This window comes from Kitasatospora arboriphila (assembly GCF_039528095.1).
Lineage (GTDB): Bacteria > Actinomycetota > Actinomycetes > Streptomycetales > Streptomycetaceae > Kitasatospora > Kitasatospora arboriphila.
The window spans coordinates 1-25,141 of record NZ_BAAALD010000077.1; the positions used below are offsets into that span (position 1 = coordinate 1).

A 25,141-nucleotide genomic window follows, 5' to 3' on the forward strand; every position below is an offset into this window, starting at 1 on the left:
GCCGGGGGGCGGGGGGCGCCCCCCCGGCGGGGGCCGCCCCCCCGGCCGCCCCCCCCCCCCCCCCCCCCCGCGGGGGGGGGGGGGGGGCGGGCGGGGCGGTGTGCGACCGGGACGCGGCAGCGGGCCGGCTTCAGAGCCGGTTGTTGTACGCCTCGCGGTTGGCGGCCGGCACCGGCGCCGAGGCGACGGCGGCGTCGATACCGCCGTGGCGCAGCTGCACGTTCCGGCCCGCCTGGTGCGCGGCGGTGTTGAGCTCGATCGCGCTGTTGGCGGCCTCCATCACGGCGGTGGCCTGCCCGACGAGGGACTGGCCGATCTGCTCGATGTCGGTCAGGGTGAACGGGTCGAACCCGAGGACGCGCAGCGCGTGGTAGGTGCGGTCGGCGTCGGCGACCTTCGCGGCGACGCGGTCGAAGCGCTCGCGGGCGGCGTGCTCCTCGGCCATGGTCGCCGCGGCCAGGCGCGCCAGGGTCTCCAGGACCTGGCGGTAGCTGATCTCGGCCGGGCGGCGGGTGATCTCTCCCATGAACAGGGTGTTCCTCTCGGTCGGTGGCGGGGTCAGTCGCCGTAGGTGGTGGACTCGGCCATCTCGACCGGGGCGGCGGCCACGGCCTCGTTGATCGCGCCGTGGCGGACCTTCACGTTGCCCTCCGAGACGGCCGCGTTGTGCGCGGCCAGCTCGGAGGACGCGAGGTCCCTCTCGCGGGCCGTCCGCAGGTGGCCGAGCTGGTCGACGATCGCCGCCAGCTCCCCGAGCGTCGCGGGGTCGTACTTCGCGCCGGCCGCCGCCGCGTACGCGGCCTCGGCCTTCGCCTGCAGGTCGGCGATCCGCGCGAGCGCGGCCTGCGCGTCCTCCATCTCCAGCTGCGCCCAGCCGTGCATCTGGCGCAGCCACAGCTGCAGGGAGTCGACGCCGTTGACCTCGACGGTGGCGGCGGTGGGCAGGGTGGTCATGCTGCTCCTCGGGGTCGTGGCCCCGCCTGAGGGGGCGGGGCCTGGCTGGGTGGCGGGCGGGTCCTCCGGTTCCTTGACCAGGCGCAGCGACGGCCCGGCGGCGGGGGCCGGGGACGGGTCCGCCCCCGGCCCGGTGGGGGCGGCGGGGGCGGACGGCGGCGGGGTGGGTGCGGGCCGGGGCGGGGGCACCGGGGCGGCGGTGGGCGGCTTGGGCGCAGGTGCCGTCGGCGGGGTGCCGGTGGCGTCCGCGCCTGCGGGCGGGTCGGTGACGAGGTGGATCTTCACCGTAGCGTCGGCGGTCGCGGTGGCGGCCGCCGCTTCGGCCTCGGCGATCTTCCCGGCGCTCGGCGCGGTGGGGCCGCCGGTGTTGACGTCGTCCTCGACGATCTCCGCGTCGATGATCTCCGGCTCGGCCGGGGCGGCCTTCTCCGTGGCGGCGGTTGCCTTGCGTCCGGCCTTGTCGGCCTTCACCTTTGCGCGGCGCGCGGCGATCGTCGCCTTGGTCTCGGGCCAGGCCTTGCGCCAGCCCTCCTTCGCCCCCGAGGTCCAGGTGTAGACCCGGGCCACGGAGTTGATGGCGCCCTGGGCGAGCGCCTTGCCGGCCTCCGTCCGGTCGATCGGCTTGGGCTGCTTGGGGGTCTTGCCGTGCTGCTGGGCGGTCGCGTGCCCGGCGGTGATGCCGCCGCCGAGCGCGTACGCGAGCGCCATCATGATGAGGATCTCCATCAGGCTCTCCCCTTCTCTCTCCTCTCTCCTGCGGGCTACTTCGTGCTGAACGCGGACCCGATGACGTGCGCCACCGTGGTGACGACCCAGGTGACCGCCACGGCGGCCGCGTGCCCGACCGGGCCGGGGATCGCCGCGAGCAGGGAGGGGATCGCCAGCGCGAGCGCCAGCGTCCTGGGGCCGGCCTTGTTCTCCTTGATGTCCTTCACGAGGATCACCAGCGCCGCACCCGACACCAGGAACCCGACCCCGCCGCCGACCCAGGACCGGAGCCAGGACGCCACCAGGTGATTGGCCCACGTGGCCATCGAGTTGATCAGGCCCCCCAGGCCGGTGCCGGCCAGCCCGGCCCCGCCGGTGAGGAACAGCGCGACGTGCAGGCGCGGCATCTCCAGCCTGGCGAGCGCCGCGTTCATCACCTGCGTGGCCCTGTCACCGCCCCGGCCGGAACCCCGGCCGCCGCCGTGGTGACGCTTGCCCGCCCCCGCCGTGACCGTGGACCCACTGGCGGCGAGCACCTGCAGCGCCACCGACACACCCACGCTCAGAACGCCGACACCGGCGCTCACCAGACCGTCGACAACGGCCATGACCATCCCCTCCTCAAGGACTCGTGGATCAAGAAAAGCGACCGGCCGACGGCCGGTAGCGACACTCACCCGGGCCCCTTGCCATCACGGCGAGTGACCCCGTACTCTCGCGTGCGCGCACGCGCGCCCCTACGCATTACGGGCCCGCACCTTCACGCACGGACGTGAATTTGGGGACCGTGAAATTCACCAACCCCCAAGACCGGCTACCGGTTATGACCGGCCGTCAGGCGCGTCGACAGCTGCCGCAGCACCGCCGCCAAGTGCGCCCACTCACCGCCCCGGGCACCCTCCGGCAGACCCGCAATCACCCGCCGGACGATGTCCCACTCGGCCTCCGCCACCGCCTTCGGACCGCCGGCCGCAGCCCGCGACCGCAGCTGCGCCGCGTGCGCACCGACCCGACGGGCCCGGTCCTCCGACCGCTTCGTCTCCCTCTTGCGCCGCCAGGCCGGCGGCTGCTCGGTGCTGCTCACCGCTCCTCCTTGTCGCTGTGCCCGCCGGTCTGACCTGCGGGAATTGCTGTTTGGGCTGTTCGCGGCCCGGCCGGGCGGCCGGGCCGATAGCGTGGTGCTCGGCGCTTCGGCGCCTTCGGCGTGCCACCAGGGCGATGTGAGCGCCCTGGTGGCCACCGGAGAGGCCGACCTTCCGTCAGGCCGTCTCACCGCCGGCCCGGGTGTCGCTGTCGCGCGTCTCCTCGGAGACGGGCATCTCGTCCTCCAGCGCGGAGGAGATCACCGCGAGCTCGAACTGCGAGTCGTCCGCGAGGCGCTTCTTCGCGGAGCGGATGCGGTCTCCGACCCACGTCTCGCCCTTGCCGTAGCGCTCGCCGATCGCCCGCTGGTCGATTTCCGAGCCCTCCAGCATCAGCCGCGCGACCTCGCGCTCGGCCTGCTCGCGCAGCTGCGAGCGCAGTTCGCGAGGAACCGTGCCGCCGTTCTGCGAGACGATTTCCGAGAGGGAACGCGAGGCGACGGTTCGGGAAGCGCGAGGGGTCTGCGAGGACAGTCGCTGCTGCCGCGCGGCCGCGCGCTCCTCCGCCCTGCGGCGCTTCTCGGCGGCCTCCGCGGCCTCCCGCTCCCGGCGCTCGGCTTCGGCCGCCTGCTGCCGCCTGACCTGCTCGTTCGCCAGCAGGATCTGCGCCTGCGCCTCGCCCTCGGCCTTGATCCGCAGCGCCTCGATCTCGGCTTCCGAGCGCCGCCGCGCCTCCTCGTTTTCCCGCGCGATCCGCTGCCGCTGCTCCTCGATTTCCTGCTCGCGGCGCAGCCGGGCGTCCTCGTTTTCCCTTTCGATGCGGGCCTGTTCGGCCTCGCGGAGTGCCCTCGCGTTCTCCAGGTCCTTCTGCTCGCGCAGTCGCTCGATTTCCGTCTGGGAGGCGAGGCGGGCGACCTCGGCGGCCTCGCGGATCCGCTCGCGTTCCAGGCGCTCCTCGTGCTCGCGTTCTTCGCGGCGGCGGCGGTCCTCGCGTTCGGCCCGCTCCGCGTCGCGGAGTTCGCGCTCGGCCTGCTCCGCCTCCTCGCGGATGCGGCGCTCGCGTTCGGCCTTGGCGGCCTGCTGCTGGTCCTCGTAGGCCTGAACGACCTCGCGTAGCTCGCCGAGCCGCTTGGCGAGGTACTTGCGGTAGCCAGAGGACGCTTCCGCCATCGTGATCAGTAGGAACGGCGCCACCGAGTGCAGCAGCAGGCCGCCGGCGTCCGGGTGCTTCGGAACCAGGGCGAAGACACCGTCCGGGTACAAGCTCGTCCAGGAGTTCATCAGCCAGGTGCTGATGCCGGCGAACCAGCGCAGCACGAACGGCCAGGTCCCGGCCCGCTCGCCGCCCTGCTCGGCCAGGACCCCGTCCACGTACAGGACGGTGATCAGCGCCAGGGACGCCATCGGGTCGAGCATCCACGCGATCCACACCGGGACGTGGTGCGACATCGCGAACAGCGTGACGTTCGCGCACGTGAAGATCAGGGCTCCGCCACCGATCGACATCAGCGAGCGGGTGATCATGTCGCCGAGCTTCTTCAACCGGGCCAGAGCGGCCCTGGCCGCGTCGTACTCCTGACGGGCCACCGCGTGCACCGCACCGGCGGGCGCTGCGGGGCCGTGCCCGGGGGCGGGGTGGCGTGCGGCCGGCACCGGGCTGGTGCGGACCGGCCTGTCGACGGTGATGGACACCTCGTCTCCTCTCTTCTGCGGCAGGGACGCCGGGGGTGCGTCGGGCACCGACGAACACCGCCGCACCCGCGCCCGAGCGGGCGAGGACGCGGCGGCGAACGACACCAACCGACGGCTACTACTGCTGGCCGGCCTTCTCGGCCTGCGCCCGCCGGTGCATCTCACGGGCCCGACGCAGCAGCTCATCCATCTGCCGGGTCCAGGCCTGGTCCTCGGGGCTGCTCACGACGCGCCTCCCTGCTGCTGGCGCAGCTGCTCGGCGAGCTGCCGTTCGGCGGCCCGCTGCGCCTCCAGGCGGGCCATCTGCTCCTGGATCTGGCGCTGCAGCTCGGCTGCTCCCTGGGCGTCCACCGGCGTCACCCGGCCAGCGAGAGCGCGTGGAGGGCGGCGAGGGCGGCGGAGACCGTGGCCGGGAGAGCGGGGTTGGTGCGGGTGCCGGGGATGGGCGTGTCGAGGGTGTCGCGGCTGACGGCGTGTGCGGTCCGGCGGGCGGGGATGGCGATGCCCGAGGGGATCTCCCGGCCGCGGTGCCGACGGACCCGGGCAACGGCGTGGTCGAGGACGAACAGGAGGGCGTCCAGGCCGCGCAGGCCGTCGGGCAGGCCGTGCTCGGCGATGTGCGCCCACACGTCCTGGGTGACGTCCTCGTCGAGGTCGAGAGCGCTGGGGCCGATCTCGGCGAGGCGCTCAGCGGCGGCCGCCAGGAGGCGGGCCGAGTAGCGGGCGTACAGGTCGTCGAGGTCCGAGGTGGCGGGTGCCATGATGTTCACGGTCGTTGTCCTCTTCTCTACAGGTTGATGGCGACCGACAACGGCCCTCGGGATCGCACCCCGGGGGCCGTTCTTGTGCGCTGGCTGCTGTACGAGCAGCCACGGCCGCCGCCCGCCCCGTGGTGCTGAGGTGGGCGGCGGCCGTGGTTGTTCGTGCTGGCGGTGGGTCAGGCGGCGCGGGACGGCTTCTCCGTCGGGACCTCAACGCCGCGGATCGGACCGACGGCGTCGTGCAGCGGGATGCTGCGCAGGGTGTCCGCGACGAGCACCGCCGGGAGCCTGCGGCGCCACTGTTCGGCGCGCTCGGCGTTGGTCGGCGCGGGGACGGTCTCGCGACGCTCGGCGATCTGGTGGACCGCCGGGGCCTGCGGGGGCAGCAGCTTGTAGTGCTGGCGGGCCGCGCGACGGGTCTCGGCCAGCATCGCGTCCGGGGAGATCCACCGGTCCTGGACCCGCTGCCAGCGCGCGATCTCGTCGGTGGTGAGGTCGACCAGGACGACCCGGCGGGCGCTCGGGCAGCGGCGGTCCGTCTGGCCGGCCTCCAGCTCGGCGCCGGGCAGGTCGGTCGCGTGGTGGTCGCGGATCGTCAGCGTCGTGGCGCCCATGATGCGCTGCCAGGTCTGGCAGTCGGGGCAGACAATCGTGCGCGCCTCGCCGGGGCGCAGGTTGTAGGTACTGGGCCGCAGGGCGCTGACGCGGATCGCGGGGTGGGAGCTGCGGCGCTTGGTACGGACACGAGCAGGCATCGGGACCTCCTGGGCAGGAAGACGGGGATGAGTCCGGGGGAAGTGAGCGCTGCTTTCTCCGCCCGCCCCGGGCCTGGCCGAGCAGCTGGCGGCCTAGCGCACAGACAGCGCGGCAGCGCTGTGGAGGTGCTGGTTGGTGCCCGATATGAGGTACAGCTGCCGGGGCCTGGGGAGCAGGTGGGCTCGACCCAAGCCGTCACTCATAGCGACTGGCAGCTGCTTTGTTCAGCATTGACGAGGCGGTGACAATACGGGATTGAGGCGGCTCGCCCAGCTGCAGGGCAGGAGTCGCATTCCTGAGCCCGCAGCGCTTTCGGGCATGGCAATGGTGCACTTCGCCGTCAGTCCGGGTCGCATCCTGAACCGACTGGCGACATTCAGGACCATGACACCCAGCGCCCACCCTTGTCAATGTTCCGGAACAATGACTATCGTGGTGGTCCACAGACCCCGCACAGTCGAGCCGGCCGCGACTGAGAGGACACACGCATGAGCGCCAAGAGGGCACGGGGCCCGGGGTACGAAGAGATCGCAGAGCACTACAGGCAAAAGATCTCCAGCGGTGAGCTGACACCCGGTACCAAGCTCCCCACCGTCCGCGAGGTGCAGGCCGAATGGGGCGTAAGCAACACGACTGCTGCCGCGGCCATGGCTCAGCTGCGCCGCGAAGGCCTCACGGTCGCCCGTCCTCGAGTCGGGACCGTGGTAGCGACGCCGCCCCCGGTCGTAGTCACGGGCATTGCCCGGATCGAGCGACTAATTCGCACGGGCCGCCCCTACAGGGACGGCGAAGCCAAGGTGGAGCTGCGCAGTCCGTCGCTGCACTCTTGCTACGACCCCTATGTTGCGGAGCAGCTGGGGATCGAACTGGGTGACGAGATCGTGCTGCGCATCCGGCTCTTCTCCCAGGACGGCAAGCCGACCACCATCGGGGTCAACTGCATCCACCCACGCGCCCTAGCAGTCGTTCCAGAGCTCGTCGCGGGCGAGGAGCTGCCTAAGTTTTGGCAGCTCCTGTACACCGAGCGGACTGGGGAAAGGATCACTCCGGCCGACGAGCTCTTCCAGGCACGCGCAGCGTCCGGTGACGAGCTCGAAGCACTCGGGCTCCTTGACGTTCCGACAGGCATCGCGGTGCCGGTTCTGGTGAGCAACGTGACCTTCCACACCGACGACGGTCAGCCCATCGAGGTATGGGAGGACACCTATGCGCCCGGCACTCGGAAGGCTGTCCCTCGCCACGTGGCTGAGTGAGCGACGCTTGGCTTCCGACCACGAGAGCCGGTCGCCACAATTGCGAACCAGCTATCGCAGGCACCTACCTGTTTCGTGAGCGCGGCAGGAGCCAGACACCAAAATGGCCGGCGCGCTGCGCCGAACTGCCGGACATAGAGCTGCGACTGGAAGACCACAAAGGGTCTAGGATCAGGTGCTGTCCGTAGTCGACAGCGAGGAGTGGAAGCCTCGCTGTTGAGCTCGGACAGAGGTAAGGCCCCGTCAGCTCCCGCGGCGGGGTGGAAGATCCCGCCGGAACCGGAAGCCCGGGGCCGGAGAGTCAGAAGCCGTTGTTGGAGGCGGCCTCGATGACTCAGTAGCGGCACACCCAGACAGAGGAAGGTGGCGCGCTGTGTATCAGCGTACCTGGAGCAGCGCCCGCTGGCGCAACAGCCAGACGGTATTGCCCGCCGCGTTCTCGGCGTCTGCTTGGACACCCATCGCTGATCATTCTCTCGTGCAGTTGCTGACGTTGCGCGCTGCACCGGCCTGCCCCGCTCTCCCAACGGATTCGGGGAGTGTCATGACCTAGGCCTCTACGGGCGGCGCCATTCCCCAGAGATCCTCCTGCCAGAGGACTTCTGGTAGCGCCGCCCCGGGTGCGGATCAGCTTGCCAGCTGGACAGCACCCAGATCGTCCACCTGAGGGACCGCCCTTGCCGGGGCCTGTCGCCTCTCTTTCGGTTCCGCAAGAACCACGTCAACCCCCCATCGAGGGCCTTCGTGTGCCCTCATCCAAACGCATGAGGACGGGGCCATGATGCAGCACAATACTGCCCAAATCCAGTCGGCCATGCCCGGCCGCCGCACAAACCTGCGAATTCCGGACGCATCCCTCCTCGCCCGTATCCCCTGCCAGCGGGCTGGCACGGCGTCCGGGCCCGCCGCCGTGCCTTCACGGGTGGCGTGGGTGCCGAAGGAGCAGCATCTGCTCTCCGGCGCCTCCGGCAGGATCGCGCTCGACGGCTACAGCTGGCGGCAGGCCGCGCACTGGGTGCACGGTGCGGGCCTGTACGTGCCGACACACGGGCCGAGGTTTGGCGAGACGACGCTGCGCCTCGTCGACGTGCTCTCGGAGTTGACGCCGTGCCGGCCGTCGATCGCGCACCTGATGCGGAGCCTGCGGTGCAGCGAGCGCACCGTGCAGTACCACCTGGAGATCCTGCGGTCGACTGGGCTGCTGGCCTGGCGATCGATCGGCACCAGGCTGCCGGTGATGCCGGGTCAGGCTCGGGTGGAGAGCCGCGCCTCGGAGTACGAGCGGCTCGTCCCCGCATCGTATGACCGGGCGCTCGGAATCCGCACATCGGGCGACGGGCTGGAGCGGCGGATGACCGGCATCTCGGACGAGGGCCGCTCGGTCATCGCGGAACTCGGAAGGAAGGCCTCCCGGCGGGTGCGCCAGACCCGTCGCACCGTTCGCCACACCAGTGTCCGACGATCCGTCAGCACCCCGCGTTGCACCCCAATGGAGGTCGGTACCACTGACTGCCTGATCTCTCCCCCCGTGGGTGATTCAAAAGCTACGGGCGCCGCCTGTGTCGAGAAGTCGATCACCAGGAGGAAGCAGACCTCGCGGCCGGCTGGGGCGCGGCACCGGACGGTTCTCGGGCAGGTCGTGACCGCGGCGATGCTGGCGGCCGGTGACCGGCTAGCCCGAGCCGCGTACCGGCAGCTGCCGTGGGTGCGCCAGGCCTCGCACGACCAGCTGCGGTGGGTCCTCAACGACCTGGCCGGACGAGGGTGGAGCGTGGACCAGGCCGTGGCCTGGCTCGGCGAGGTCGCACGTCAGTATGCGGGTGCCGGCCTGCTGTGGCGTCCCGAGCGGCCCCACTCGCTGATCGCGCACGCCCTGCGCCAAGAAGCCGACCAGGCGCAGCACGACCGGCAGGTAGCCGCGGACGCTGCTACCCGCATCGAGGACACCTCGGTGGCCGCGGTGCGCGAGCTGGTCGGCGAGATGGAGTTCCTCGCCGGCCTGTTCGGCGAGGCCGCGGCTGCCAGCGCTGCCCCGGCGACCGAGCAGGACCTGCAGGAGGCGCTCTACCTCCCCGCAGCGGCGGCCGCCCGGATGGAGCTCGCCGGCGACAGCGCCGTCGACCTGTTCGGCACCGACATGGTCGCCCGGTACGCAGCCCTGGCCGCGAGCCCGCACGTCCAGCTCGGCGTCACCCGCTGAGCACCCCTCTCCATCACCCCGAACGGAGGTCCACGGCATGACCAGCACTGCCGACCCAGTGCCCTGCGGCGCCGACGCCGCCCGCACCGCGCTCCTTGCCGCCCGCCGCGCAGCCCGGCTCCACGGGAACGCCCCGACGAAGAGGCCGACCGCCACCCGCCAGCAGGTGGCCCGGGCCAACCGCGACGCCCGGGACCCCTCCGCCCTGACCGCCGTGATGCCCGCAATGGCCGCCGCGCACGGCTGGGCACTCGGCACCGCGCAGGGCGCGATGCGCGGCAACTGGGCCGAGCTCGTCGGCCCGGAAGCCGCCGCCCACTGGTTCCCGGCCGGGTTCAACACACACACCCGCACCCTGCGCGTCACCTGCGACTCCCCCGCCTGGGCCACCAAACTCCGCCTCGACCAGCGAGCCGTCCTCACCAGGCTCAACAGCGCCCGCCCCGACACCGTCCGTGCCATCGACATCCGCGTCGGCCTCACCATCCCCAGCCCGACACCCGCATCCGACAGCGCCAGCCCCGCCGAACAGAAGACGGACCGGCCGCCCACACCGACAACACCACCACTCACCGACAACCCCAGCTACCAGCAGCTCCGCCAGCAGATGCGCGACCACGCCATCGCCCGTGAAGTCACACTCGACCAAGCCGCAGCCCACCTCACCGCCGATCGCGACCAGTGGTTCCACGGACACCGAGGCTGGCTCCGCGAGCCCGAGGAAGCCCGGCCCACCGCCGCCGACGAGACCCAGCGTCCGGAAACCGCCGCCCGTACGCACGCCCCCGAGCAGCTCGCCCGCCACCACGCCGCCCTCGCAGCCGCCAGGGCGCAGCGGGACAGCACCGCCCCGCTGCGCCCTGGCTGGAAGCCCACCCGTCACCGGCGCCGCGTGACCCCACCGTCGATGCAGCCTCAGCCGCTGAAGCCAGCACCACCCTGAATGCGCACGACGTCCTGGTCGCCATCGAGATCGCCACGCTCGCAGGAGCACCCCCGCGAGCGCGGGGCCGAGATCGTGGCGCGTAGGTGGACGGGGCCCTCCCAGGGACCATCCCCGCAAGCGGGGGTCAACCGCAGGGGAATCCGTCGCCGGTGACGCTGGTGGAGTCCTCCCCGTGCCAGCAGGGGTCAGCCGATCCGCCGCGCCGGGTCGCCCGGCTGCACCACCCGGAGCGGCCCGACCGCCACACTGAGGTGTCCATCAAAGCGGATCAAGCTCAGGGCATGACTGAACAGGCCTCCCGGCGGCCGAGTGAGACGTTCAACCTCTCAACTGCTTAGCCGAGGAGCCACCATGGGTCGATGACGCGCTCTGAAATGGCTCAGGGATTGGGGGCGGCGCCGGCAGGGTGGTCCGGGGCGTAGGCGGATTCGTACCGCTGGTCGGTGGACGGCATCGCGGGGGTGGCGTCGGGGGCTGCAGGGGCGGGTCCGATGTCCACTGCGGCCACCTGGTCGGGTTGGGACTGGCTGGGCGGCTGCTGCTCGGCCGGCGCGTCCTTGCAGTCGTCGATTTCGATGGTGATGCGCATCACGGTGCCTTCCGGGTCGCGTCCGCCGAGTCAACCGAGGACCGCGTAGCGGGCCTCGTAGCTGAGGGTGGTCGCGGTGAGGTTCTTGACGGTGAGCCAGTAGGTGACCTGTGTGGAGTTGTAGCGTTCGACCGAGACATCCCAGTCGATCTGCGGAGCTCCGCTCTGCGGGGACGTCGGCATCATGTACCAAACGACATGCCAGGCTGCCGGCCATCCGTAGGTGGTCAGGCGGGTCGAGGCGTTGGGCCCCAACGAGCCGGTGTACTGCACGTTGGTCCACACGGTGTGCTCTCCGGTTTCAGTAGCGGCTGAGGACCGCGTAGCGGCCCTCGAATGTGACGGGGACGCTGGTGAGGTTGGTGACTGTGATCCAGTAGGTGGCGTACTCGTAGTCACCTCGTTCAACCTGGACCTGCCAGCTGACCGAGGGCACGCCGGCGGTGATGCTCGCCGGCATGACGGTCCACAGGACGTGCCAGGTGGCGGGCCATCCCCAGGTGAAGAATCGCTTGCTGGAATTGGCGGGCACGGTGCCCGTCCATTGGACGCCGCACACGGGGTCGGTCATCCAGCCGTCGACGGGGATCTCCCACACACCACGGTTGCGCAGACCGGCTCGCAGGACGCGGGCGTGCCGGTGGTAGAGGAGGTCGCCCACGAAGGCGTTGGGCAGGCTGCTGGAGAAGACCTGCCACGTGGCTCCGGCGTCCAGACTCTGGTAGACGCCGAGGTCCGCGGCCACCCAGATGCGGTTGGAGTTCTCCGGGTGGACCTCGATCGCATTGAGCGGCAGGTCGGGCAGACCGGCGGTGCGGTCGGTCCAGGTGCTGCCACCGTCGGTGGAGCGCCATGCGCGTCCGCCGCTGCGCGTGGTGTGGGTGACCCAGATCCGATTCAGGTCGGCGGGATCGACGTGGATGTCGCTGACCCATGCGTTCGCGCGGGGCGTGGTGAGCGGGGTCAGCGCCCCCCAGTTGCTGGTACCGGTGTTGAATCGGGTGACGAACACGCGTCCGTCGCTCGTTCCGACGTAGATCTGGTCCGCGGTCGGGATGTACATCGCGGTGGCGGTGGCGGCGGAGGGAAACGCAAGTCTCGTCCAGTTGGCGCAGTTGTCCCGGGAGGCGTAGAGGGCGCCTCCGCCTTGGGCGACGGTGTTGCCGTTGGTGGTACTGGCCTCGACTGGCGGGTAGAAGAGGGAGCCTTCTCCGGAGGGCACCGGGGGCGGCGTCCATGTCCACGTGCCCCAGTCGCCGCGGGATGTGGAGCGCTCGATGCCCATGTTGAAGAAGGTGTGGAAGACGGTGCGCGGGTCGGTGCGGTTCACGGCGCAGTCGCCACCGTCGCCGTCCTGGGAGTGCAGCCACACCGACGAGCCAGTCCACCGCTCGGTGCCGTTGTCCTGCGTTCCGCCGAGCAGCCACCGCGACTGCCCCAGGTCCTGAGCAAGGTACTCGAATTCGGTGATTTCCAGACCGTTGTTGAGGTGCTGCCACGTGGCTCCGCGGTCGGGCGTGCGGAACAGGCCGCCGTCGTTGCCGATGTAGACGACCTGCGGCTGCCCGGGCTCGAAGGCGATCGCGTGTTGGTCGGGGTGGATCGACTGGCCGGGGGAAGGCTGCGAGGCGATGTCCCGCCAGGTCCAGGTCGTTCCACTCAGGTCGCCGCGGTAGACGCTGATCGCGCCGCAGTACACCTGACCAGCGTTGTCGGGCGATACGGCGACGAACCAGTCGTACCAGGCTTGGCCGAGGTTCGCGGCGGGCGCGGTGACCGAGGTCCACGTGCCTCCCGAACGGCGGGCGAGATAGGCCGCAGTGCTGGAGGCCGCCCAGACGTAGGCGATGGTGGCATCCGACGGTGCGATGGCGGTCGCCATGCGGCTGAGCGCGGTCGGCGCGCCCGGAAGCGTGACGGAGTTCCAGGTGACGCCGTTGTCGGTCGACCTGAACAGGCCGTCGCTACAGGCGGCGAGCGCCTCGCTCCCTGCGGCGTTCACCGAAACGGACCAGGTCACGGCCGCCCGGCGCTGCGTCCAGGTGGTCCCGCCGTTGGTGGAGACGTACAGACCGCCCGTTGTCGCCGCGTACACCCTGGTGGGTGCGGAGCGGTCGATGACGAGGTCGTAGAACCCACGGCCGACGAAGGGTGCCGTGCACAGCGTTGTCCAGGTGGCGCCGCCGTCGGTCGAGCGCAGTACGCCGGCGCCGAGCCAGGACCACCAGTTGCCCTCGCCGGTCCCGGCGAGCACCGTGGTCGGGGTTCCCGGGTCGAAGGCGATGGCGCCCACGGTGAGCGTGGCCGCGTTGTCGGTCCGCGGGGTCCAGGACGCGCCGCGGTCGCGGCTCTCCCAGACACCGCCGTGGGCCCCGCCGGCCAGCAGGTGGCTGGCGTTGAGTGGGTCCACGGCGATCGCCGACACACGTCCCGACACGTTGACGCGGGCCGAGCCGTACGTTTGACCGTTGGGAATCGTGTACGGTCCGAGTGGCCTCCAGTTCGGACCGGTGGGGCTCGGCGGCGTAGTTCCCAATGCCTCGCCCACGGCCATATATGCGGCACCGAGGTCCTGCAGGTTCCCGTTGTGCGGTTGCTGCCGCCCGTTCGTGGGCCCGCTCAACTGCTCGGCGGAGGTGCCCACATCTCCCTCTCCGCCGGATCCACCGCTGCCCTCCGGCGGGCTCGGCGGAGCACCGATCAGCTGCGTCAGCAGATTCTCCGCCGTCTCTTGGTCGAGGTCGGGCACGGCCAGCTGTGCCACGTCCAGGGCATCTTGGGCGCCGGACGTACTGGCGATCTGATGCATCAGTCGGGCCAGCGCGCCCCCGCCCGGGGACCGCTCGTGTCCGATGTCCTGGCCTGGAGGGTGGAGCCCGCGCATTGCTGCCTCCTCGCGCGATGTGTCTCCGTACAGTGCCCGGATGCGGCTGGGCACCGATGGCGATCCGTCACTCATGTGGCGGGCGCGTCGCCGTCGCCCGCATTCGGGGCGGCCTCGTCTCGTTCCTCCTGCGGCGGTGCGCCGCACTCGGTCTGCTGCGCCGCCTCGCTGTCGTCACACTGGCGCTCGCGGGCGGCAAGGAACTCGTCCCTGCGCCGAGCAGGCCGGTCCTTCCCGGCACCGACGGGCTCGTCGGCTTCCACGTCCATGCCTCTGTCCCGTTCGCAGCGCCGGTCGAACTCGGAGCCTCTAACGCGGACACCCGGCACCAACAGGCGCGGCCACGGGGCGTATCGACAAGCGCAGAATAGTTCCTCTAGGTAATTGCGAGCGGTCCGCCATCCCCTCATCGGGCATCCGGAAGGGCTCGGAATATCTCCAGAGTAAGCCTGGAGCCCGCCAAGTGCATCGGTTGTGCGACGCCCGAGTCCCGGCGAATTTCGGTGATTCTTCAACTGGGTTTCGGTGATTACCGAATGCATCGGATGTGACGGTGCGTGACGCAACCCGGGCACTCTTGACAGGGCCTCACCGGCTGACGCCTACTGAGAAGTGCGACCACGCGCATGGATAGTGGAGCCATGAGCGAACCGTGGAGCGCCGTTCCGTCGCCACGCCTGCAGCCGACGGCCCGATACGGACGCCCGGAAGGAATTCGACGGCAATTCCCACCGAGGGGTACGGCAATTAAGTGTCAGGTGTCAAAATGATCACAAATGTTAGGATGCGCGGCTGGACCGAGGCGGTTCTGGCCACCCTGAGCGGCCTGATCTTCATCGTTACCCTGGCCTGGCCGGACTGGATCGAACAGGTCTTTGGCGTCGATCCGGACCAGCACAGCGGAGCACTGGAGTGGGTCATCGTCGCCCTGGCATTCTGCGCAACCATCGGCTTCGCCACGCTGGCCCGGGGCGAATGGCGCCGACCGCGAACACTTGGGGCAAACGGCCCCGACCATCCCTGAACATCCAACGATCCGCCCCAGGTTCGTCCGAGCGCTGAAACCCATCCACAGCCCCGCAGTCACGTACCTTGAATCCAAATTCCTCAGGTTGTGCAAGCTTCAGGACAAGTGAAGCGACATGATCAGACGCAGCGAGGCGCCGGCCGCGAGAACCCGCCTAGGGCGGGTCGACGATTCGACGGATGGGCGCCCCGCCCCGCACCGGGGGTCGATCGGAAGCCATCCCTGAAACCTGCGGAGGTACCGCGATGAATTCCGAGGGAGGAGCAGTCGGGGCATCGGGGACGCTGATTGGTCTCCGAGAAACAGTCGACCCCCGAAGCGTCAGACATCCGTATGAGGGTTCGCGATTGCTGCTCGCATCGATCGTCCTCGCGGTGATCGGCCCAATTGTCGCCGTCCTGGTGGCCATTTTCGCCATCTCACTGCTGATCGTATTCGCTGCCGCACTGCTGTTCGTCATTCAACTATGGAAAGCCAGGCTACTCGGAGGGGCCATCAAGGTTGACCCGGATTCCTTTCCAGAGATCCATGAAACGCTGACAGCAGTGCGGCGCCAGCTGGAATATACTCGACCCATCGATCTGTACGTCGCGGACAACGTCGAGGGGAAGGCTCAGCTGGTCCACCTACTGGGACATCGGGTGATTCTTCTCGACGGATCCTTCGCTGCTGGACTTCACGAAGAGCAATACGCGCGCCTGCATTTCATCATCGCGAGTTACGTAGGCGCGCTCAAGTCAAGGCATGCCAGGTTCGCCCACATCAGCATGCTGCTCGACTATCTTAAGGTTCTCAGGTTCGTCTCACCGTTCCTCAATCCGTACTATCGGGCCACGACGTATACCGGCGACCAAATCGGATACCTGTGTGCGGGACGCCTGGAGGCACCTCTCTCTGTGCTGGCCAGACTTATGGTGGGCAACGAAATGTCTGCACAGGTCTCTGTGTCGGGAATCCTGAGGCAGGGAGTTCTGGTCGAACATCGGTGGATGGCGCGGTACTCCCAGCTGCTCTCGGAAACGCCACATCTGGTGAATCGCTATATCAATGTAATCGCCTTCGCGTCCTGGGCGAATCCTCAGGACTACGAGAGGTTCCTCAACAGCTTGGATCAAGACTCGCAGCAGCGTCTCCAGATGTTGCTGCATGCATCACCCCATGCAGACAGGGCACCGAGAACCACCACCGTGCACGGTTGACGGGGCCGCTGGAAGCCGGAGCGATTCAGGTCGAGGCCGGCCGTCCGGAGGGGCTCCTCGCCGTCGCGCTGGTACAGCAGTACCGGGTTGCCCGCGCTCAGTGACGGTAGGCGGCTGTCGCGATCTCGATGAAGGATCGGATCAGCGGGGTTGGTATTACCTTCGTTCCACACCGCCACCACCCGGCTCGGCGCCATGTCGGTCAGCGGTACCACCACGAACTCCGCGGGCAGCTGGTGTCCGAGCGGGGCCAGGCCGACCGTGCCGCCCGCCACCGCAGCGTCGGCCGCGTCGCGGCTGCGGTGGGGGTCGCCGCCGTTGTCACCGCGGGGGCCATAGCCCTGGTCCAGCAGCCGGGTGGAAGCGTTGGTGAAGCGCCCGTTCCGGTCAGCGCGACGGTGGTGGACTGCTCGCACACCAAGCTTTACCAAGGCCCCAACTCTCGCAGTCTGCTGACGGCGCGGGTGGCGGTGGTCGACATCACCAACCACGGCAGCACTGTGCAGACGGTGAACGTGCTGGCCAACGGCACAGCGGTGGTGACCGGCAGCGGTACCGGCACTCACGTGTCCACGTGGACCCTGCAGCCGGGGGAGATGCAAGCGTTCAGCTTCCCCATCAATCCCGAGAAGTACGGGAACGTCGAAGGACAATGCTGGTCGTTCCCGTTCGCGGTCAAGGCCGCCTCGAACCAGCCCAGCGACACACCTGCTCCTGTCGACACGGCCGCCGAAACGTCCGCCGCGGCGGCCGAGGTCTTGGCCGCCCCGCCCGCCGAACCGCCCCCCGGGGCGGCCGAGGTCTCGGCCGCCGCGCAAGCCGCAGCGTCGGCCGCAGCAGCCGCAGCCTCGGAGTCCGCACAGGCCGAAGCCGCCGCCTCAGCCAGTGCGGAAGCGGCCAGCCCCCAGCAACGGGCGCTGCTGGCCCGCACCTACACCGCCGGCGCGTACAGCGTGACCCTGAGCCCGGCCAACCCGATCAACACGACGACAACCGACCTGCTTGCCGAGGTGACGTCCCACGACTCGAACACCGGCCTTGCCAGGCAGTTCGGTCTCGCCATCACGCTGCTGAACGCGGACGGCTCCGTCAACGCCAGCGGGACGCTGTGCGCCGAGCTTCTGGGCGGCACCTCCCAGCAACTCGAGTTCGCCCCACAGCAGGGAACCATGCTCTGGACGTCGATCCGAGTCTCCACCACCGCGTCCTGCTGAGGGTCAGATACCCGCTGACCCTGTCCGGGGCGGGGCGACATCGACTGGGGTGCGCCCCCGGCCCCGAGCTGACTTCAACCCGATCGGCGCCATTCGCCCGGGCGCGGGGGTAGGAGCCGCCCATGGTGTCAGGGCCAGTCGAAAGGACTCGCTGCTGTCCCGCGGCGGCATCGCGGCGTAGGCCTCACCGTGGCGCTCCTCCCGTGTACGGACGCACTCGATATCCCGCGGCCCCGCAGCTGCGCTTCTCTGCTTCGGGATGCGGCTGCCGCGGGCGTCCTCCTCGAGGAGCTCGCCGCCGCTGTCGATGCAGGTGTCGCGGTCCGTGCGTGAGGCCTAGACCCAGCGCAGGATGCGCTCGCCCTTCCAGGTGATCGGCACCCACGTGCCGCCAGCGATGTCGCGGACGAGTTCGTCGAGGTCACGGGCGGTCGCCTCCCAGCAGGGATGTGGCGGGCGCGGCGTGATGGTGGCGGCCAGGCACGAGAAGCCGGTGCGCCCCCAGCAGACACAGGGGCGACGCGGCCGTGCTCGTTCGGAAGCAGCGATTTGGAGGTTCGGCCGACACCGGGCAGGCCGCGGCTGGCGGCGTGTACGCGGACCTGTCGGGGCATCAGCTGGGTGTGGCCGTAGCTGGACCAGCGGCCGGGAAGTCGGCGGTCTGCCGTTGGTAACGTGGGCAGGGGTGAGGGCAGGTTCGGCCGTCAGGTGGCGGATGGCGGAGCATCCGGCGTGTTCTGTCCTTCGCGGTGCCGCGTGGGCTTGATGGGGCGTGACCAGAGGGCGGCTCCCAGGGCTGTGAGCGTGAGTCCGCCGGCGGCGAGTGTGCGGGCGTTACGGAGAGTTGGCGGGAGACCGGCTCCGAGTCGGCCGTGTGAGGTCCAGACGACGCGTCCGCGGACTTGGGAGGCCGGGATCGTCACGGGTTGTCCGTCTGTGCTCGACCGGGAGTCGACGGCTATGTGGCGGTGGTCGCCGAGCAGGAAGAGCCTGCCCGGCCGGATCTTCACGTCGTACGGCTTCTGGATGTATCCCTCGTAGAGGTAGGGCTCGTCGACCCACGTACCGTTCACCGACACGCCACCGACGATGTCGCCCTTCACCTGGTCGCCGGGGGTGCCGAGCACCCGTCTCACGACGTATCCGTCGGGGGACCAGGTCAGCGCATTGACCAGCACGAGGTCGCCGCGTCTGACCTCCTCCGGCCCGATCCGTTCGACGATGAGAACGCTGCCGGATTCCAGCGTCGGACGCATGGCCTCGTCGTCCTGCCGGGTGAAGGTGAAGTTGACGAGGACCAGGGCGATCGCTGCGACGACGGCGATGACCCCGGCCGCGGTGGTTGCCATGGCGAACCTGCGTGCCCACACGTGCCGTGGCATCTTCCGGCTCCTCGTACGACGTCGTCCCGGACTGTCTTTCGGTTCCGTGCCTCGATCGCCCGGAACGCCGGGAACAGTACAGGTGATCGCGGGCCCGCTGCCGACCGGGATGCCGTGCAGGGCCTCCGGCATGACGACACCCTCCACCAGGCATCGCCGCTAACGGCGCCGGTCGGGTGCCCCCCGCTATCTGCGCCGGAAGGTCACCGGTAGCACCCGCCGCCCGGCCGGGCGGCGGGTGCTACCGGACTTGGTCCACCGAGCGCTTTTCCTCGGGCGGCATGGTCGTGCGGACCAACTGGCACGAGCCCGCCTGCAAGACCTGGGGCCAACCGTGACCGCCGCCGTGCCGGACACCGGCGCCCCCGTTCGTCGGCATGGCCCGGGGCTCGAACGGGTATGTCAAAGGTCGGACCCGGCCGGCACTCCCCCACGGAACACACAGCCGGGCCCAGGCGAGGGACCAGGGCCGCCCCGACGCTCCCCCCACGGAGGCAGGGGCGGCTTTCGTCTTTGCCCATCGCCGCTACGCAAGGTACATGACAAGTCTACCCAGCGCTACCGCGCCGACCCGGGCATCCGCTGGCACACCTCGCACCTTGCCCCGGCCCGAGCAGGCAGACCGGTCCGATGAGGGCGCCCCAATGCGGCCGGCGCCCGGCGGGATGCGACGCTGTGTGCACCGCAGATACCGGGAGCAGCCACGCCGAGGGTGCCGGGGCACAGCTGCAGAACCTGAGCCCGGCCGGAGCGCAAAACCAGCCCTGCGGCGAGGCGGGGACTCACGGCTCGGCGCTCATCGATCCCGGTCGGGCTTCAGCGCCAACGACGACTTGCTCAACGCCGAGTGATCGTTGGACACCAGTACCTGGGCCAGCCGGGCTGCTGCGGCAACTACGGCAGACCAGCCTGGCGAGTCCAGATAGACCTCGTCGTCGGCAGCGGTGCCGACTGAGTCCTGTACCGCGCTGTAGGCCGCACCGAGACGCGCCATCAGCTCGACTTCCTCCTCGCTGCGAAGGCACTGCCCCAGCCAGGGCCGAGGATTGCTCGCATCGCAGAAGTCGTCGAAGAGCACATGCACGGTGTAGTCAAGGTCCTCGAACTGATCCGTATCGAGCCACACCTCTCGCTGCCATGTCGGGCTGGCCAGCGCCACAACCGCAGGCACGACATGGAGGCGGTAGTAGGGCAGAGCAATACCGTGATCAATCACGGGCCAAGAGTACGCACCTCATGATCGGCCGGGCAGCTCCTAATCGTTGCGCTGGTGTTCTCACGCACCGCGCTTCGTCCGATGACCTCCGCTGGTCTCGTGTTGTCTGGGGTTTCAGGCCCTCCGGTACTGGTCCGGCCTCCAACCGGGCCGGACCCTCCCTCTGTCAGTGATCTGCGTGGCCCGAGTTGACGATTGCTGCGGTGGGCCGGTGGCCTCGACTTCCTTGAAGCAGGAAGATTCAGTCGGGGTGAAGCCTTGCTTCCGGGGCATCGGCCTGCGGCCGATCCGGCAGTGCCGCGCCCGCTACGCTCCCGGCAGCCGGACGTCGGGTCGATTGCCCTTCCGCGGCAGGGCTGTGGCTTCCAGCCGCGCGGTCAGCCGGCGGGGGCTCCTCCGGACCCCGCCCCCGCCGGACTGGTCCGGCCCCATCTGTAGGCCGTCCCCGCTGTACACGAAGGACGAAGGTTCTTCCGGTCAGGCCATTCGTGAGTGCAGGGGCTCCAGGTGTCCGCCCCTTGGTGGAGATGAAACGTTTGATCCCGGCATATCGGACGGACAGGCCCTTGTAAATGTGACCGAAAGGGAAGGTCCCGCTCTTTTGTAAGAGACCCCTGGGAAAAAAGGGGCTCTGACCTGCAGCGATGCCAAACGCAGTGTCCGGTCTGACCGGACACTGGGCCCTCTGGTGTGGCAGGTGGTTGCGGACACCCCGGGCCGGAACTTGCGGATGCCCCGAAGTTATCCACAGTCGCCAGGGCAGGCCTGCTCCGCACCCGCCGATCTGAAGTGTCCCGGACCGGGGACACTTCCAGCCTTGATGTCGCGCACAGCCGACATGAACTTGCGCCCACCTCGAAGATTCCTTGCCGCGGCTGTCAAGTTTCCCGCCAGTAGCCCCGGCTTCCCTGCCATCGCTGGAGATTTCGGGCCATCCGCAAGTTTCTTCCTGTCGGATGCCCGTCGGCCCTGCTGATCGGTAGCCCCGGATGTCGCGTCCTGCGAACAAGACTTGCGACGCGCCGCACGAAAAGTTCGAGCCATCTGCAAGTTCCGGTACTGTCGTGCCGACCAAGCGCCACGGAGGCATGCGTGCGAGCAGAACGACAGTCCGGTCTCGCCGGGACACCGTCCAGGAACAGGCCGGTCCGCCCAGCAGCCGAGCCCGAACTCGTCAGCATGCTCGACCGCTTCGGCGAGCAGCTGGCCGTGGACATCGCCGCCCAGCCCGGCGCGGCGTCGGTCGAGGAAGTCACCGTCAGGTTCCGGCCCCGCCGCGCCGCGCACGACATGGCCGGTTCGATGGGCTACTCCCTGACGAGCAACTGGTTCCTCGCCAAGGTCCTCGCCCGGTGCATCGTCGCCCACCGGCTCAGCCCGGTGGAGGTGGCCGTCCTGCTGCACATGATGGGCTCCCAGGACCGCGGCAGGATCCAGCAAACCCAGGTCGAGATGGCGGGCGAGCTCGGCGTAGCGCGCAGCAGCGTCAACAGCGCCATCGGCCGGCTCTGCGAGCTGAACTACATTCGCCGACACAAGAAGCGTGGCCTCTACGACGTGAACCCCCGGCTGTGCTTTCGTGGGAACGGGGACGAGCAGAACAGCGTGCTCGCCCTTGTCAGGGCGGAAGAGCTCGCCAGTGACTTCCCCGATACGATCGGCCCCGACGACTTCGCCCACGAAAGCTGAGGAGGACCCCCGTGGAGATCACCCCGTCCGGCGTGCTCGGCATGATTCCCCGCCTCAAGCTGACGCCCTCGGCCATCGCGGTGCTCGGCATCATGTCCGAGCTCCAGGCCCCCGGCGGCGAGGTCAATCACAGCCAGGTCGAGATGGCGGAGAAGCTCGGCCTGCTCGAGTCCGCCGTCAGCCGGGGCATGAAGTGCCTCGTCGACCGGAACCTCGTCATCCGCAGCGGTGAAGGCCGCGGCCACAGCTACCGCCTGCACCCCTTCATCGCGAAGTACGGCTCCCAGGCCGAGATGGAGGCGTCGCTGCGTGCGGCGGCCGCCCAGGTGCGCGAGGGCAAGCTGCCCGACATCGCCGCCCCGCTGTACCGTAAGCAGCCGCCGCGTGCCGGCGGGCGACCCAAACTTGTCGCTGTCTGACAAGACAAAGATGCGAAGGAACGATTCGGCGGCCGCGACGTGATCGTCGCCGCCGATAGGCCCTGTAAAGGAGCCTGAAAGGTCCTTCAGCGGATGTTCCCCTCGCTCACGTGCAGGTTCGGGCGGATTGAGATCTGTCCGAAGATCCACTCATGAAGCTTTCACTCGATATGCGGTTCTGCTCAAGCGTGGGCGCCGAGCCCGAGCAGAGGAAGGCGCCCCGCTTCCGTCGTACTCGCCGCTGTGTCTGATTGTGGGTTGTCCGGACCGGGCCGGTGAGGAAAGGTCCAGGCGGGAACACCGTTTGGGCGGTAGCGCCCCCTCTGCCGGCTTTACGGAAGTTCAGACCCGGCTTCCGGGTCACCCCCTCGGGTGATCCGGGGGAACCTGAGTGTGCAGGGAGCCGATCACCCGTCAGCAGGACACCGGCGCTCCGCCCGTATCGTGGCGCGGGGGAGTTTCGTTGGTGTGAGTAGGCGCCTCAACCAGGGCGAGCAGGGCGCTGCCGCATCTGCAGGACCGGACCCCCACGGGCCGCATTCTGTTGGCAGCGCCGGCAGGGCGGGGGTGGTCGGGACATACACACCCGGCCACCCCCGCCCCGGTTGCATCCAGGGAAGTGCTGCAGCGGGGCGGCGCGCCTTGCAGGGTGGGTTGCTCTGGAAGTGCGACGGTCATCGGATGGCCCTTCGAGAACGCGCGCCACCAGCTGCCTGCTCGGCGTCTCTACCCGCGGGTGGAGAAAATCGCCAAGGGCCTGAGTATGACCCGGCTGCCGAAATCCCAGGTCGGCGACATGAACCGTACTTCGGCGAACGCGTGGCCGAGTTCCGGATGCAGCCGTTGGGCGCCGGCCCGTACACATTCGTGCGGCCGGACGCGTCCACCCGGAAGGTCCGTGAGGGCGGCCGAGTGGTGAGCGTGCACTGCCTGGTCGCGGTCGGCGTCAACGCCGGGGCCGGACGCGAGGTGCTCTGCACCGACGTGTTCTCCGCTGAGGGCTGCACCGACCGGCTCGCCTTCCTATGCGGCCCGACGGGCAGGAACTTCAAGGGCGCCCGGCAGTGCCCCGAATACAGCTCGGCGGGGTGGTCGTCGCCCCCGCCGCAGCCTGTCGGTGTGCAATCAACCGTTCGGCGGCTTATCACACGGTGTCTCATTGAGAACACTTTCCGTATGACAGCCAAGAGAATGGTCTCTCTCCCCGGGAGCAAGCGGGCGGCCGCCCCGGACGCCCGCCGCACGGGGGATGTGGACGAATCCCAGCCCATCGACATCACCCTCGTCCTGCGTCGCCGCGCCGAGATCCCCGAGGACCTGATCAACGGTCCGGCCACCATCAGCCGCCAGGAGCTGGCCGAGCGCTACGGCGCCGATCCGGCCGACATCGACCTCGTCCGCCGTACCGCCGAAGAGCACGGCCTGCACGTGCTCGAGGCCGATCAGGCCACCCGGCGGATCAAGCTCCGCGGGACGCTCGCCCAGCTCCGCCACGTGGCCGATCCGCAGTCGCTCGACCTGGTCCAGAGCCTGGACCCGGCCACCCGGGAGATGGTGGAGCACCGCCAGCGCGAGGGTGATCTGCGGATCCCCGCCCACTGGCAGGACGTGGTGGTGGCAGTGCTAGGGATGGACGACCGCCCCCAGGCCCGCCCCCACATCCACCGGCTGAAGCCGGCCGCCGCCCACAGGAGCTACACGCCCGTGGAGCTCGGCAAGATCTACCGCTTCCCGCCGAACACCGACGGCAGCGGCCAGACGCTCGCCATCCTCGAACTGGGCGGCGGCTACACCCAGGACGACCTGGACACGTACTTCTCAGACCTCGGCATCACACCGACTCCCAGCGTGACGGCGGTCGGCGTCGGCGAAGGCAGCAACAACCCGGAGGGCAACCCGGACGGCGTAGACGGGGAGGTCCTCCTCGACATCGAGGTCGCCGGAGCGCTCGCACCCCGCGCCCGCCAGGTCGTCTACTTCGCGCCCAACACCGACCAGGGCTTCGCCGACGCGCTCAGCGCCGCCGTGCACGCCACCCCCACCCCCACCGCGGTCAGCAACAGCTGGGGCCTGAACGAAGAGCTCTGGACCGAGCAGGGCAGGGCCGTCTTCGACGAAGTCCTGGCCGACGCCGCAGCCCTCGGCGTCACGGTCTGCGTCGCGGCCGGCGACAACGGCAGCAGCGACGGCGAGAGCGACGGGCTGCCGCACACCGACTACCCGGCCTCCAGCTCCCGCACGCTCGCCTGCGGAGGCACCTACCTGGAGGCCGACCCGGCCACCGGCAACGTCACCCTCGAGCGGGTGTGGAACAACGGCCCGAAGTCCGCCTCCGGCGGCGGCATCAGCAAGTTCTACAAGCAGCCGCCGTGGCAGGCCAACGTCGGCGTCCCCAACGGATCCCACCCCACCCCGCTCCGCGGCGTCCCCGACGTCGCCGCCACCGCCGACCCCCGCAGCGGCTACCGGGTGCTGGTCGACGGCCAGCCCATGGTCATCGGCGGTACGAGCGCGGTGGCGCCCCTGTGGGCCGCACTGGCCTGCCGGCTCTCCGAGGCGCTCGGCCGTCCGCTCGGCCTGCTGCAGCCGCTGCTCTACGACGGCGCGACGGCCGGCCACAGCCCCTCCGGGTTCCGCGACATCACGCAGGGCGACATCGGCGCCTTCAAGGCGGGCCCCGGCTGGGACGCCTGTACCGGGCTCGGCGTGCCCGACGGCACCGAACTGCTTGAGCGTTTGAGGACCATCAGCGTGTCCTGAGACTCAAGGGCCCGCGACAGCCCGCAGGTGCTGCCCTTCGCAAAGAAGGCGTCACCTGCGGGCACTCTCTGTTAACGAGCTCTTTTGGCGTTGCCTCTCCGGGGTGAGGACGGCCTTGGCCGCTGACGTGAGCCGGCCGGGGCTGCTAGGGCACGGCGGAAGATACGCCGGCGCTTGACGGCGGCGACGTTGCGTTCGACCGGGCAGCGGAGCCTCGGGCTGGGCCCGTTCAGCGACCTTTCCTTCGCGGTCGGTTCGCATGTGGGCCGGCGGTGGACCGGAACGGCGACGCCAGGGCCGGCTCCGGTGCAGGCCAGGTCCGCGAGCGCCGGAATCCGCAAGCGGGTCCAGGTGGCGACGATCCGATGTCTGCAGGCCGCGGCCAGATCGGGGTGCGGCCCAGCGGTCGA

23 protein-coding genes and 2 pseudogenes are annotated in these 25,141 nt (G+C 69.8%); 10 read left to right on the top strand and 15 right to left on the bottom strand.

Features of this window, described 5'->3' with window-relative positions; genetic code table 11:
- Nucleotides 1-130: 130 nt before the first annotated feature.
- From ABD353_RS29580 to ABD353_RS29615, 8 genes are all read right to left on the bottom strand, one after another.
- Nucleotides 131-526: a hypothetical protein gene (locus ABD353_RS29580; RefSeq protein WP_344626751.1), complete on the bottom strand. Its 396-nt coding sequence runs from the start codon at nt 524-526 to the stop codon at nt 131-133.
- 32 nt (nt 527-558) lie between these two features.
- Nucleotides 559-1,680 carry a hypothetical protein gene (locus ABD353_RS29585; RefSeq protein ID WP_344626752.1) on the bottom strand — a complete coding sequence of 374 codons (1,122 nt, stop codon included), beginning with the start codon at nt 1,678-1,680 and terminating at the stop codon, nt 559-561.
- A gap of 35 nt (nt 1,681-1,715) precedes the next feature.
- Nucleotides 1,716-2,270: a hypothetical protein gene (locus ABD353_RS29590; protein WP_344626753.1), complete on the bottom strand. Its 555-nt coding sequence runs from the start codon at nt 2,268-2,270 to the stop codon at nt 1,716-1,718.
- Nucleotides 2,271-2,476: 206 nt separating this feature from the next.
- Entirely contained in the window at nt 2,477-2,746 is a 270-nt protein-coding gene (locus ABD353_RS29595; protein WP_344626754.1) for a hypothetical protein, read from the bottom strand.
- A 175-nt stretch (nt 2,747-2,921) separates the two neighbouring features.
- Nucleotides 2,922-4,436 carry a hypothetical protein gene (locus ABD353_RS29600; RefSeq protein WP_344626755.1) on the bottom strand — a complete coding sequence of 505 codons (1,515 nt, stop codon included), beginning with the start codon at nt 4,434-4,436 and terminating at the stop codon, nt 2,922-2,924.
- Between the two features lie 222 nt (nt 4,437-4,658).
- The gene (locus ABD353_RS29605) at nt 4,659-4,796 is read right to left on the bottom strand and encodes a hypothetical protein (protein WP_344626756.1); all 138 of its coding nucleotides are present in this window, start codon (nt 4,794-4,796) and stop codon (nt 4,659-4,661) included.
- Nucleotides 4,793-5,206, bottom strand: a complete 414-nt coding sequence (locus ABD353_RS29610) for a hypothetical protein (RefSeq protein WP_344626757.1) — start codon at nt 5,204-5,206, stop codon at nt 4,793-4,795. Before ABD353_RS29610 ends, ABD353_RS29605 begins: the two co-directional genes overlap by 4 nt.
- Before the next feature lie 167 nt (nt 5,207-5,373).
- The gene (locus tag ABD353_RS29615) at nt 5,374-5,952 is read right to left on the bottom strand and encodes a hypothetical protein (protein ID WP_344626758.1); all 579 of its coding nucleotides are present in this window, start codon (nt 5,950-5,952) and stop codon (nt 5,374-5,376) included.
- 489 nt (nt 5,953-6,441) lie between these two features.
- On the opposite strand from ABD353_RS29615, the gene ABD353_RS29620 reads away from it, so the two are divergent.
- The 3 genes from ABD353_RS29620 (at nt 6,442) to ABD353_RS29630 (ending at nt 10,349) form a co-directional block, all read left to right on the top strand.
- Entirely contained in the window at nt 6,442-7,206 is a 765-nt protein-coding gene (locus ABD353_RS29620; protein ID WP_344626759.1) for a GntR family transcriptional regulator, read from the top strand.
- A 778-nt stretch (nt 7,207-7,984) separates the two neighbouring features.
- On the top strand, nt 7,985-9,406 hold the full coding sequence (locus ABD353_RS29625; RefSeq protein ID WP_344626760.1) for a hypothetical protein: 1,422 nt from the start codon (nt 7,985-7,987) through the stop codon (nt 9,404-9,406).
- A 37-nt stretch (nt 9,407-9,443) separates the two neighbouring features.
- Entirely contained in the window at nt 9,444-10,349 is a 906-nt protein-coding gene (locus ABD353_RS29630) for a DciA family protein (RefSeq protein WP_344626761.1), read from the top strand.
- Between the two features lie 382 nt (nt 10,350-10,731).
- Here the strand turns inward: ABD353_RS29630 and ABD353_RS29635 are convergent, their stop codons facing one another.
- The 4 genes from ABD353_RS29635 to ABD353_RS29650 form a co-directional block, all read right to left on the bottom strand.
- Nucleotides 10,732-10,941 carry a hypothetical protein gene (locus tag ABD353_RS29635; protein ID WP_344626762.1) on the bottom strand — a complete coding sequence of 70 codons (210 nt, stop codon included), beginning with the start codon at nt 10,939-10,941 and terminating at the stop codon, nt 10,732-10,734.
- 30 nt (nt 10,942-10,971) lie between these two features.
- Nucleotides 10,972-11,127, bottom strand: coding sequence for a hypothetical protein (locus ABD353_RS29640; protein ID WP_344626763.1), 156 nt, complete (start codon nt 11,125-11,127; stop codon nt 10,972-10,974).
- A gap of 115 nt (nt 11,128-11,242) precedes the next feature.
- On the bottom strand, nt 11,243-13,705 hold the full coding sequence (locus tag ABD353_RS29645; protein WP_344626764.1) for a hypothetical protein: 2,463 nt from the start codon (nt 13,703-13,705) through the stop codon (nt 11,243-11,245).
- A gap of 191 nt (nt 13,706-13,896) precedes the next feature.
- Nucleotides 13,897-14,094 (bottom strand): hypothetical protein, encoded by a 198-nt coding sequence (locus ABD353_RS29650; protein WP_344626765.1) that lies wholly within the window; start codon nt 14,092-14,094, stop codon nt 13,897-13,899.
- 515 nt (nt 14,095-14,609) lie between these two features.
- Here ABD353_RS29650 and ABD353_RS29655 point away from each other — a divergent pair.
- On the top strand, nt 14,610-14,849 hold the full coding sequence (locus ABD353_RS29655; RefSeq protein WP_344626766.1) for an ABC transporter permease: 240 nt from the start codon (nt 14,610-14,612) through the stop codon (nt 14,847-14,849).
- Between the two features lie 350 nt (nt 14,850-15,199).
- Nucleotides 15,200-16,051, top strand: coding sequence for a M48 family metalloprotease (locus ABD353_RS29660; protein ID WP_344626767.1), 852 nt, complete (start codon nt 15,200-15,202; stop codon nt 16,049-16,051).
- Nucleotides 16,052-16,148: 97 nt separating this feature from the next.
- Here the strand turns inward: ABD353_RS29660 and ABD353_RS29665 are convergent.
- Nucleotides 16,149-16,323, bottom strand: a pseudogene (locus ABD353_RS29665) (LysR family transcriptional regulator); the annotation flags it as partial.
- Between the two features lie 192 nt (nt 16,324-16,515).
- Here ABD353_RS29665 and ABD353_RS29670 point away from each other — a divergent pair.
- Complete coding sequence (locus ABD353_RS29670; RefSeq protein WP_344626768.1) at nt 16,516-17,265, top strand: hypothetical protein; 750 nt, start codon at nt 16,516-16,518, stop codon at nt 17,263-17,265.
- Between the two features lie 704 nt (nt 17,266-17,969).
- Here the strand turns inward: ABD353_RS29670 and lepB are convergent.
- Complete coding sequence (gene lepB, locus ABD353_RS29675) at nt 17,970-18,614, bottom strand: signal peptidase I (protein ID WP_344626769.1); 645 nt, start codon at nt 18,612-18,614, stop codon at nt 17,970-17,972.
- A gap of 829 nt (nt 18,615-19,443) precedes the next feature.
- Complete coding sequence (locus ABD353_RS29680; protein ID WP_344626770.1) at nt 19,444-19,863, bottom strand: SCO4402 family protein; 420 nt, start codon at nt 19,861-19,863, stop codon at nt 19,444-19,446.
- Nucleotides 19,864-21,042: 1,179 nt separating this feature from the next.
- Here ABD353_RS29680 and ABD353_RS29685 point away from each other — a divergent pair.
- The 4 genes and pseudogenes from ABD353_RS29685 (at nt 21,043) to ABD353_RS29695 (ending at nt 24,731) form a co-directional block, all read left to right on the top strand.
- On the top strand, nt 21,043-21,552 hold the full coding sequence (locus tag ABD353_RS29685; RefSeq protein ID WP_344626771.1) for a replication/maintenance protein RepL: 510 nt from the start codon (nt 21,043-21,045) through the stop codon (nt 21,550-21,552).
- Between the two features lie 11 nt (nt 21,553-21,563).
- Nucleotides 21,564-21,971 carry a hypothetical protein gene (locus ABD353_RS29690; RefSeq protein WP_344626772.1) on the top strand — a complete coding sequence of 136 codons (408 nt, stop codon included), beginning with the start codon at nt 21,564-21,566 and terminating at the stop codon, nt 21,969-21,971.
- A 681-nt stretch (nt 21,972-22,652) separates the two neighbouring features.
- Nucleotides 22,653-22,985 (top strand): annotated as a pseudogene (locus ABD353_RS40565) (transposase); the annotation flags it as partial.
- 162 nt (nt 22,986-23,147) lie between these two features.
- Nucleotides 23,148-24,731: a S53 family peptidase gene (locus ABD353_RS29695; protein WP_344626773.1), complete on the top strand. Its 1,584-nt coding sequence runs from the start codon at nt 23,148-23,150 to the stop codon at nt 24,729-24,731.
- Nucleotides 24,732-25,141: the final 410 nt, after the last annotated feature.

What these genes read in the sequence shown, in the direction of transcription:
- ABD353_RS29580 (WP_344626751.1), bottom strand. Translation starts at nt 526, where the DNA reads ATGGGAGAGATCACCCGCCGCCCGGCCGAGATCAGCTACCGCCAGGTC.
- ABD353_RS29585 (WP_344626752.1), bottom strand. Translation starts at nt 1,680, where the DNA reads ATGGAGATCCTCATCATGATGGCGCTCGCGTACGCGCTCGGCGGCGGC.
- ABD353_RS29590 (WP_344626753.1), bottom strand. Translation starts at nt 2,270, where the DNA reads ATGGCCGTTGTCGACGGTCTGGTGAGCGCCGGTGTCGGCGTTCTGAGC.
- ABD353_RS29615 (WP_344626758.1), bottom strand. Translation starts at nt 5,952, where the DNA reads ATGCCTGCTCGTGTCCGTACCAAGCGCCGCAGCTCCCACCCCGCGATC.
- ABD353_RS29620 (WP_344626759.1), top strand. Translation starts at nt 6,442, where the DNA reads ATGAGCGCCAAGAGGGCACGGGGCCCGGGGTACGAAGAGATCGCAGAG.
- ABD353_RS29625 (WP_344626760.1), top strand. Translation starts at nt 7,985, where the DNA reads ATGATGCAGCACAATACTGCCCAAATCCAGTCGGCCATGCCCGGCCGC.
- ABD353_RS29630 (WP_344626761.1), top strand. Translation starts at nt 9,444, where the DNA reads ATGACCAGCACTGCCGACCCAGTGCCCTGCGGCGCCGACGCCGCCCGC.
- ABD353_RS29635 (WP_344626762.1), bottom strand. Translation starts at nt 10,941, where the DNA reads ATGCGCATCACCATCGAAATCGACGACTGCAAGGACGCGCCGGCCGAG.
- ABD353_RS29640 (WP_344626763.1), bottom strand. Translation starts at nt 11,127, where the DNA reads ATGATGCCGACGTCCCCGCAGAGCGGAGCTCCGCAGATCGACTGGGAT.
- ABD353_RS29650 (WP_344626765.1), bottom strand. Translation starts at nt 14,094, where the DNA reads ATGGACGTGGAAGCCGACGAGCCCGTCGGTGCCGGGAAGGACCGGCCT.
- ABD353_RS29655 (WP_344626766.1), top strand. Translation starts at nt 14,610, where the DNA reads ATGCGCGGCTGGACCGAGGCGGTTCTGGCCACCCTGAGCGGCCTGATC.
- lepB (WP_344626769.1), bottom strand. Translation starts at nt 18,614, where the DNA reads ATGGCAACCACCGCGGCCGGGGTCATCGCCGTCGTCGCAGCGATCGCC.
- ABD353_RS29685 (WP_344626771.1), top strand. Translation starts at nt 21,043, where the DNA reads ATGCTCGACCGCTTCGGCGAGCAGCTGGCCGTGGACATCGCCGCCCAG.
- ABD353_RS29695 (WP_344626773.1), top strand. Translation starts at nt 23,148, where the DNA reads ATGACAGCCAAGAGAATGGTCTCTCTCCCCGGGAGCAAGCGGGCGGCC.